6 protein-coding genes are annotated in these 9,423 nt (G+C 35.0%); 1 reads left to right on the top strand and 5 read right to left on the bottom strand.

Annotated elements, in window-relative coordinates; genetic code table 11:
• The 4 genes from HHU12_RS31915 to HHU12_RS31900 all read right to left on the bottom strand — a co-directional run.
• Positions 1-2,840: efflux RND transporter permease subunit (locus HHU12_RS31915; RefSeq protein WP_169660796.1), on the bottom strand; the 2,840-nt coding region annotated here is incomplete at its 3' end.
• A gap of 33 nt (positions 2,841-2,873) precedes the next feature.
• Entirely contained in the window at positions 2,874-3,953 is a 1,080-nt protein-coding gene (locus HHU12_RS31910) for an efflux RND transporter periplasmic adaptor subunit (protein ID WP_169660795.1), read from the bottom strand.
• A 22-nt stretch (positions 3,954-3,975) separates the two neighbouring features.
• Positions 3,976-6,306 carry a TolC family protein gene (locus tag HHU12_RS31905; RefSeq protein WP_169660794.1) on the bottom strand — a complete coding sequence of 777 codons (2,331 nt, stop codon included), beginning with the start codon at positions 6,304-6,306 and terminating at the stop codon, positions 3,976-3,978.
• Positions 6,307-6,653: 347 nt separating this feature from the next.
• Positions 6,654-7,103, bottom strand: coding sequence for a MarR family transcriptional regulator (locus HHU12_RS31900; RefSeq protein WP_169660793.1), 450 nt, complete (start codon positions 7,101-7,103; stop codon positions 6,654-6,656).
• Positions 7,104-7,592: 489 nt separating this feature from the next.
• On the opposite strand from HHU12_RS31900, the gene HHU12_RS31895 reads away from it, so the two are divergent.
• Complete coding sequence (locus tag HHU12_RS31895; RefSeq protein WP_169660792.1) at positions 7,593-8,252, top strand: class I SAM-dependent methyltransferase; 660 nt, start codon at positions 7,593-7,595, stop codon at positions 8,250-8,252.
• Positions 8,253-8,330: 78 nt separating this feature from the next.
• On the opposite strand, the gene nfsB is transcribed toward HHU12_RS31895, so the two are convergent.
• The gene (nfsB, locus tag HHU12_RS31890) at positions 8,331-8,984 is read right to left on the bottom strand and encodes an oxygen-insensitive NAD(P)H nitroreductase (protein WP_169660791.1); all 654 of its coding nucleotides are present in this window, start codon (positions 8,982-8,984) and stop codon (positions 8,331-8,333) included.
• Positions 8,985-9,423: the final 439 nt, after the last annotated feature.

Here is a 9,423-nt window from a genome sequence, read left to right as displayed (position 1 = left end):
TCTACTTCTATTCTTTCAATCAATACAATTGCATTGTTGATCACAATTCCTGCCAGTGAAATAATCCCAAGGAATGCCATAAATCCGAATGGAACTTGGAAAACTAACAATCCAATCACCATACCTATAACACCTAATGGAATGGTTAAAAGAATGATGGTCATTTTTCTGAATGAGTTAAACTGCATCACTAAAAGCATCACGATGATAAAGGCTGATAATGGTAGGTAAACGAAAACAGCACCCATGTTTTCAGCACTCTCTTCAGCGTCACCACCCAATGAGTAAGAATATCCTGCTCCCCAGTTTTTTTGTTCTTGATCCAACCAAGGCTGTATCGCTGTCATAATAGAATTGGCGTTTCCATCTTCTGTCAATTCACACTCTACAGTGATTGTACGTTTTAAGTTTTCTCTTTTGATTTGTGTATATTGCCACACCGGAACGATCTCCGCCACTTGATTCAAAGGAACACTTTTACCCGTATTTTGGCTATAAACATTGGCTGTTTTTAGAGCTGAGATAGACAAATCAGAACTTTCAATACTCTGTAATAATATTGGAATTGACTTCTCGTCTTCTCTAAATTCACCCGTCTGAAACCCGTCCAAGATCGTTTGTAATGAAACTGCAATATCTTGATTTGTCATGCCAGCAGACTGAGCTTTACTTTGATCAATTTCAATCACAAACTTTTTCCCTTTCGGTCCCCAATCATCTTTCACGTTTTTGGTCCCTTCCACTTTTGATAACTCCGCTCTGATGCTTGAAGCAATCTTCTGTAAATGATCCGGATTATTACCTGAAACTTTGATTTCGATAGGTGCTCCACCACTTCCGGCTCCAAGCAAACCCGCTTTTACATCTGCATTCTGTAAATGAAGGAAGCTATACTCATCGATCTTTTTGATTAATGCGTTATTGATCAATTGATCCGATGTATTAACCAAGATATGAGCATAATTTGCGTTAGGTTCATCAGCGGTGTATCCTAAATCATATGATGAAGGTCCTTCTCCAATAAATGAAGTCCATGAGGTGATCCCTTCAGTTCTGTTGTCATTGACCATTAATTCCTCTCTGAAAAAACCTTCCAGCTCTTTGATCACTTCTTGAGTAGATTCGATTCTTGAACCTTGCGGTAAGTTGATGTCAATCGTGATCATATTTCTATCACTATCAGGGAAGAATAATACTTCCAATAATCCGAACCCTAAGATTGACAATACAAACATTACACCCACACCCGCTACAACTGTCTTTTTGTATTTCAATGAAATTAAAATCACTTGGTGGTAACCTGATTTCAATGCATCAATCATACGGTCTAAAAACTTCTTTTTCTGCTCTCCTTTAGGTTTTACTTTTAAAAAGTACACACATAAAAGTGAGATAATGCTCAATGAAATTAACCATGATGAAATCAACGCAATAGAAATTACAGAGAAGATAGGTCCCATAATATCACCCATGATTGACTCTGCCATATAGAATGACAGGAAAGCAGCTGAAGTCGTCAATGTTGAAATCAATAGTGGATAAAATAACTCCTGTACTGAATCAATTGCTGCTTTTTTCACCTCAATACCTTCTTCCATTTTCACCATGATTGATTCTGCAACCACAATCCCGTTGTCTACCATCATACCTAAGGCCATGATTAACGCTGCTAGTGATATTTGATTGATTCCCATGTCAAATAATCCCATCACCATAAATGTAGCGATTGTTACCATTGGAATTAAACTCGCAATTACTAACCCTGTTCTCATACCTAAAAAGATCAACATCACGGCCAAAACGATCACAACCGACTGGATTAAATTCCCTTCAAAGTCTGATACTTTATGATCGATATAATGATCCAAAGAAGACAATCTCAATACCTCCAAACCAATTGGCAATTGCTCTTGGTACTCCGCTAAAACCTGATCTACTTCTTTACCTAGGTTTAAGATATTTCTCCCCTCTTTCAATGAGATATGCAATGAAACACCCTTTTGCCCATTGATCTTTACAATCTGCTTTTGCGGATAGATATAACCTTTTTCGATAGTCGCCACATCAGAAAGTAAAATCACATCACCGTTGTTCCCTACCGGAATCAACATGTTTCGGATATCTTTGATCGCATTAAAATTACCTGATGGCTCTAATACAATTCTTTCATTTTTAACGTTGATTTCCCCACCTGTATTCAAAATGTTAGTAGCACTGATCATCTGCTCCAAACTGCTTGAAGTCAATCCGTAGTTCTTCAACTTCGCATTATCAAATTTGATAAATACTCTTTCCTCTTGCTCACCATTGATGTTCACTTTTGCAGCATCTTCCAAGCTGATAAGGTCATTTCTCAATTGATCTGCATATTTCTTCACTTCTGCATAAGAGAAACCGTCACTTGTAATACCAACAGCAATCCCAAACACTTCACCAATTCCATCATCTTGCAACTGCGGATAAACATTCGAAGGAAGATCGGACATCATTTCCAATTTTCTTCTCAGACGATCCCAAACAGGTTGTAACTCTTCAGGTGAAACGTCCATTTTCAACTCTACTGTTACCACTGAAAGACCTGTTCTTGAATCACTTGTCACTTTCTTAAGTTCCGGTAATTCTTGAGCTACTTTTTCTATTTTATCAGTTACTAATTCCTCTACACGATCTGGGCTTGCGCCTGGAAATGAAGCAACAATTGTCGCTACTCTTACCGTAAATGGAGGCATACTATCTCTTGATAATGACTGATAGAATACGATTCCCATGATCATGACCACAGCTAATACACTAAGAACGATACGGTTCTTTTCGATGGAGAATTTTGCGAAGTTTACCATTTTGACTGATGAATTTAGAGGTTGAATAAGAGATTAAAGTTTTACGATTTGTCCGTTGATAAGAGTCTGCAAGCCAGCAGTGATAATATACTGTCCTTGCTCTACTCCTCTGTCGATAAGAATGCCTTCGTCCGTCAATTCACCAACTTTGATGTATTGCTTTCCAACAACTCCTAAATCATCGCCAATATTCTCGACTGTGAATACAAAATTCCCTGATTCGTCTTCGCCAATAGCACTCAATGGCAAGACAATATTGTATTCTGAAGCTAAACCATCCAAGTCAAATTTTACTTCTACAGCCATACCAGGGTGAATAGATGCTGATGGATTATTGATTTTAATTTTCACTGGAAAAGTTGCATTCTCTTTGTTCAGAATAGGAGAAACTTCTACTACTTCACCATCTAATCGCTCACCAATTGATTTAAAATTTAAGTGGGCCAACATACCGTTTGACAGGTCATTAATACTGCTTTCAGATACACCTACAATTACATTCATTTTATTTCCGGCATTCAGAACCATCACTTTTTGACCTGAACTTACTGTCTCATTCATATTAGCATTCACTTCAGCCACCACTGCATCTTTCGGAGCGTAAATGTACCCGTTAAGGATTTGCTGATGATCAATCGCTAATTTTCTTTCCGCTGAAGTCAACTGATTCGAAGCATTTTCAAAAGTGTTCTTCACCGTCTCGTATTTACTCAAGGTATAATTTCCTTGTTCATACAGCTTGCGACCTCTTTCATATTCCGACTTAGCAGTATACATTTCTGATTTTGCTGCATTCAAAGACGCCAACGATTGCTCATAAGAAAGCTGAGCCTGTATGTTGTCCAATTGCATCAAAAGTTCTCCTTTCTTTACCTTCTGACCTACTTTCACCAATTTCTTTATAATGATACCGTTATTTCTAAAGCTCAACTCCATTTCCTGATCTGCTGAAGCTTTACCACTATAGGTTGTATTATTGCTTAATGTAGTATTTCCTACTTTTATATAACGAACACTTCTGTATGTTTTTTCTTTTTGTTTTTCCTCTTTCTGACATGATGAATTGAAAATAAAGACAGTAAGAAGCAAGGATAAAATTGTAAAGTTTTTCATGATTTTGATTTATATAGACAGATTAATTATTTTGGATAAATTGTGCTGCACGAGTATAAAAAGCTTGGTTGCTTTCCTCTGAATTCAGAAGGAAATAGTAGCCAATTCCTCTTTGAATTTGCAGTGAGACGATAAAGTAATTGTATTGTGCTGTAATAAATGCCAGTTCATTTTCAAGAAGGTTATTCTGAGCATCAATAAGTTGGATAACTGGAATGATACCGTTGGCATATTCACTTTGTGAAATCTCCAAGTTTTCTTCCGCTACTACCTTATTAGCCTTGGCAATTTCTATATTGGTCAATTCATTGATCAGTGCAATGATATTTTCGTGGATCATTCTTTCTACGTTCTGCTCATAATCATTTTTCTGAGCCACTAATTGATCCATCTGTATTTTTGATTTTTGCTGATTGATGTTTCTGGTATTTTGTTGGAAAATTGGAATAGAAACATTCAAACCTACGTTGTAATTATTAAGTGGAACGCTTGGAAAACCAACAGGCATACTTGTTCCTGCTCCTTCCCTTAATAAAAACTGATTGTATTGCCCTTGTAATGCGACAGTCGGGATAAAACGACCATTTTTGTTCAGCTTATAATTTCTTTCCACCGACTCTTTATTGTAAAGCAAACTCATCAGCTCAGGTGAATTGATCAATGCCTCTTCAATTAAAAACTCCGTCAGTAAGTAACGCTCTCTAGGCTGATCCAAAAGTTCCATTAATTGTCCATAAGCATCGTTTTGTTCTTGAACACCTAATAGCAAACTGTCTTTTAAAACCAAACGATCATCCATTGGTAAATTCAACAATTTATTCAGCGTTAAATGCGATTGTGCCACTGCATTTTTCGCTTCTATCATTCCTTGTGTATTCTGAGCCAACTGACTTTGAAACCTCAATAAATCCGACTTTCCACCCACTCCCATAGCAAGATTTTCTTCCGCTAATTTTAAGTTTTCCTTTGTCAAATGAAGGTTTTTTAATTGAATACTTTTATTCGCTTCATAAATTAACGTATTGTAGTAGGCCATTCCCACTTCCAGCACCTGATCTAATTCCAAAGCGTTGAAATCCTCTCTTTGTGCTTCCAATGAAAGTTTTGAAATTTTGATATTCGCTGATGCGTCTGCAGAATAAATGGTTTGTTTTAATTGTACATTACCCGTCATACTGTATTCAGGATTCTGCCCGAAAGAAAGCTCAGCCATTTCCGCATTCACATAAGTACCACCAGCATTTACACCCACCTCAGGTAAGTAATTTGCTTTTGATAAACGAACTTCTTGATTTTTAATATCAATAGATTTTCTCTCTGCTTCCAAAGTAAGGTTTTGATGCAACATCATGTACATCAAGTTTTTCAAAGAAAATGACTGCCCTTCTCCAATAAAATTGGATTCCATAAAGTCATATTTCACTAACTCACTATTTCTAAAAGTGATCCCTACATACTCAGCCACATCAAGGTTGATGGTTAATACATTATCATAGTTAATTTCTACTGACAAATCTTTTAAGTTTTGCCCTTGTAATGCCGATTCAATGGTTAAGGCAATTCTTCTGAAAATTTGATCAAAATTAATCGAAGGTTGGTTGGTGGCCATCACTCCCAATTCCAAATCCCTTACACCGTAACCCGATAAAGAGGGCAATTGCAAAGCATTCACCTGATTGATGATGGCCTTGTATTTTTCTTCTTCCAGTTGGGAGGTACTATTAAAATAAATAGCATCTACCTCCAAAGGAATTTCAAGCTGATCTGTTGTTGCTCCTACCGGAATTAAAGTATAATCGGCCTCTATTTCTGAAAAGATTTCATCTAATTTTTCTTTCATTGGAAAAGACTGAAGAAGGTAATCATCCATTACAATACCTAAATTCTTGTAATTGGCTAACGTTTTGAATGATACAACATCCTCTTTCATTGAAAAGGGAGTAACATAGTAGGTGAAGTTATCAATTTGAGAAGTAGTGTTCTCTTCTAATTCTATAAAATCTTGATTGACAAAACCTGCAAGAATAGTGGGTACTTCAAAATCAACGTTTTCTTCATAAAACATCAAGGCATTGGTAGGGCCAAAAGCAATAATAATATCACAATCTTCAGCAACAAGGCTGTCGTATTGGGCTTTTGCTAACTTAGGGTCGTATCTATTAAAAAATACTTCCGTAAAAAGCACTGCGTTTTTGTGTTCAATAAGCGATAGAATTTCATTTTTCAATTTAATTCCAAGTGAATCAGATTTCAAAGATTCCATTTCTGCTAGGATACCAATTTTGATTCTCTCCTGTCCAAAAAGCAGGGTACTGTAACAGACAATAAAAATGAATAGTATTAAATTTTTCATGATTGAGTTAAATTGAGTTTCCTTATTTGGAAACTAAAAGGCAATAAGTTTTTACTTCATGTCCGTAAAAGACAAAAAGAAATGTAGATAAATTAAGTAGGAGGATAAATGCTCAATATAAAAATAAAGCATTTGGAGGTCGTACACCATAGCTAAAACTTTTTAAGGTTTCAGCCAGGGTGTACATAATTTTTATAGAGTGACTACTATGGCAAAGACAGAAATAACTGCCAATGGAACATAACGCTTCACCCAAAATAAAACTTCGTTTTTCATATCTATAATTATTTAATTGGTTTCTTAAAAAATAAAAACCAAATGAATAGCAATTGAGACGGTAGAGCGATTTACTTTTTATTATGCTTATTGTTGAGTGTTAGAAGAGAAGTAATAACATCTGAATTAAAATTAATAATTCTGTTGATTAAATCATCAATCTCTTTATCACTTTCTGAAGTTCTAAACTCACTTAATCTTCTGATCTGTGAGTTCTGATCCATCAAACCATTTACAACTAGCTTGATGTACTCTTCTAACCCATGTGCATCCAAATAAAATAAACGCTTACGTGAAGAAGCTGGATCTTGGATAAAATTCACTCTTCGAACTGCAATAAGTACTTTCAGCATTTTGCTTACCGCACCTTTAGAAGAATCTGCCAATTTGATGATATCTTCGAATGTCAAATGTTTTTCATTTGAGATATAGAAAATACCGATAATTCTAACGGCCAATGGCGGTAATCCATCTAATTTATGTGCTTCCACAAACTGTTCTAAAGCTTCATTTTTATCCATCTTTTATTTATTTAATGTGTTAAATAGTTTCCAATTAGAGAAACAAAAATAACACGATAATGTCAAAATTTAAATTCTTCTCTTTCTTTAATTAAGATTGAGATACAATATTTAGTAGTAATTGACAATGCAAATATTGCAATTAGTTTCCAAATAAAGAAACTTGATAAAATATCATTAACAACTTTATTTCAATTTTCATTTACGGCTCAATTACTACTGTTCTTCGTAAAAGAAATCCACAAAACTTAAAATGTTTCCTCTTTTGGAAACCAACAGTACAAATATGAAATATAGTTTCCTAAAATGGAAACTTCATTAATCTGCATTAACAATAAAAGGGATAATTCACCCAAAATCGTAAGTTTTTTCAATGTATTCACTTATTAATTTAAGATTATTCGTCTAGCTTTACAGTAAGCTTTCTAAATGAAATACACCTTCAGTAAGGTATTGAAGGTAGTAAACACTCAAACTTTATAAATAAACATGCAAAATCTAACTGAAGAAGAATTACAAGAACTCGAAAAACAACTCAGCTGTCCTGATGGAGATAACGGAATCAATGTTGGCAACCTAATGAACGAATCCAATATCAATATGACCTTAAGCGGTATTGATGCTATGCCTCTTCAGAAGCAAGATAAAGTACTTGAACTAGGTCATGGTAATTGCGGGCACCTCTATCAAATCCTAGACAAGGCTGAAGAAGTAGATTATACTGGTCTAGAGATTTCTGAAACAATGTGGAAATACTGTAAGGAAAATTATACTGACACTACAGCTACATTTTTACTTTATGAAGGGCAGAAAATCCCTTTTGATGAAAACACTTTTGATTTTGTGCTAAGTGTCAATAATGTGTACTTCTGGTCAAAACCCTTACTTTTTATCAAAGAGATTGAAAAGGTTTTGAAGATTGGCGGTAGCTGTGTGATTAGTTTTGCTCAAAAAAACTTTATGGAAAAACTACCTTTTGTAAGGGATAAATTTAAGTTATATGATGATCAAGCGATCCGTGATTTAGTAGCTGACACCAATTTACAGATTGAAAGTATTCAGTCTTTTAATGATGTAGTCAAAAGTAAATTAGGGGACAATGTCGATCGAGCTTACGGAGTGGCTGTTCTAAAAAAATTAGGTCAATAAGCGAATTTTGAATGAAGAATTAGAGTGAAGTAAAACCTACATCTTCTAATTCTTCATTCTTTATACTCTGAAGCGTTTTTATAAAAGCGTAAAAATCTCCTCCTGAGAAAGTCTTGATTTTGGCAATGTAGCATTAAAATCACCTTCAGCTCTATAACCCAAAGCAACACAAACCAAAGAAGTAAAACCCTTTGCTCTTAAACCAAATTCTTCATCTAGTGCTTTCATATCAATCCCTTCCATAGGTACAGCATCGATTCCCATCACTCCAGCACCAAGTAAAAGGTTTCCAATATTGATGTAGACTTGCTTATCCATCCAATGCTGTAAATCTTTCATATCGTATTTATGAATGTCAGCAAAAACGTTTCGTCCACCATGCATCTGTTCTTTAAACTCAGGCGCTCCATACCTTCCATCCTTATCTTCCTTGTCAAGGAGGTGAAGCATAAATTCTTCATCTGCAGTAGTTCGTGTACAGAATAGTACCACATGTGAGGCATTCAATACTTTGGCCTCATTAAAAATAAAAAAGCCTTGAGTCCCTTTTGCAATTCGTTTTTTCCCTTCTTCGCTACTGGCAATAATAAAATGCCAAGGTTGAATGTTGGTACTTGAAGGACACATTTGCAATAGGTTTTTGATCTGCTCAAAATCCTCATCAGAAATCTTTTTATCAGGGTTAAACTCTTTGGTAGAATAACGCCAATTCATCACTTCTGTCAAATTCATGGGTTGTTGTTTAAGGGTTAAAATTTAAAATCTACTGAAGATAAATGTTAGCAGTGTACTAAATGGATTAATTATCGATTCAGTATTATATCTCTTCAAAAAAGGAAATTTATTATTAATTTAATGCTGTATAATCAGCAAGACACAGATGATGCTAACGCTCAACATTCGAGCTAGTGGACTTTCTACCTAATTCGTTTGGTAGTACTACCCCGACCTTGAAGGGAAAAGCGTTAAGAATTTCATGTATTGAGCCATTAAAAATGATTTTTTGTTTGAGCAAAACGAGTTTAAAATCATTTAGGTGAAAGGAATGAAATTTAGCTTTTGACTTCTAAGCCTTGAATTTTTTGCTTCGTTTTTGTTTCAAGACAAAACCTTAGATTTATAGTGTTGTATTTATCTAAGATGGTAAATTGCTTTTTAAAACTAGGGTAAA

The organism is Flammeovirga aprica JL-4 (assembly GCF_012844305.1).
Classification (GTDB): domain Bacteria; phylum Bacteroidota; class Bacteroidia; order Cytophagales; family Flammeovirgaceae; genus Flammeovirga; species Flammeovirga aprica.
The sequence above is the reverse complement of the archived record's forward strand: the minus strand, read 5'-3'. Positions and strand labels throughout refer to the sequence as shown.

Bases quoted from the DNA above. Each gene is read 5' to 3' on its own strand.
- HHU12_RS31910 (WP_169660795.1), bottom strand. From the start codon at position 3,953: ATGAAAAACTTTACAATTTTATCCTTGCTTCTTACTGTCTTTATTTTC.
- HHU12_RS31905 (WP_169660794.1), bottom strand. From the start codon at position 6,306: ATGAAAAATTTAATACTATTCATTTTTATTGTCTGTTACAGTACCCTG.
- HHU12_RS31900 (WP_169660793.1), bottom strand. From the start codon at position 7,103: ATGGATAAAAATGAAGCTTTAGAACAGTTTGTGGAAGCACATAAATTA.
- HHU12_RS31895 (WP_169660792.1), top strand. From the start codon at position 7,593: ATGCAAAATCTAACTGAAGAAGAATTACAAGAACTCGAAAAACAACTC.
- nfsB (WP_169660791.1), bottom strand. From the start codon at position 8,984: ATGAATTTGACAGAAGTGATGAATTGGCGTTATTCTACCAAAGAGTTT.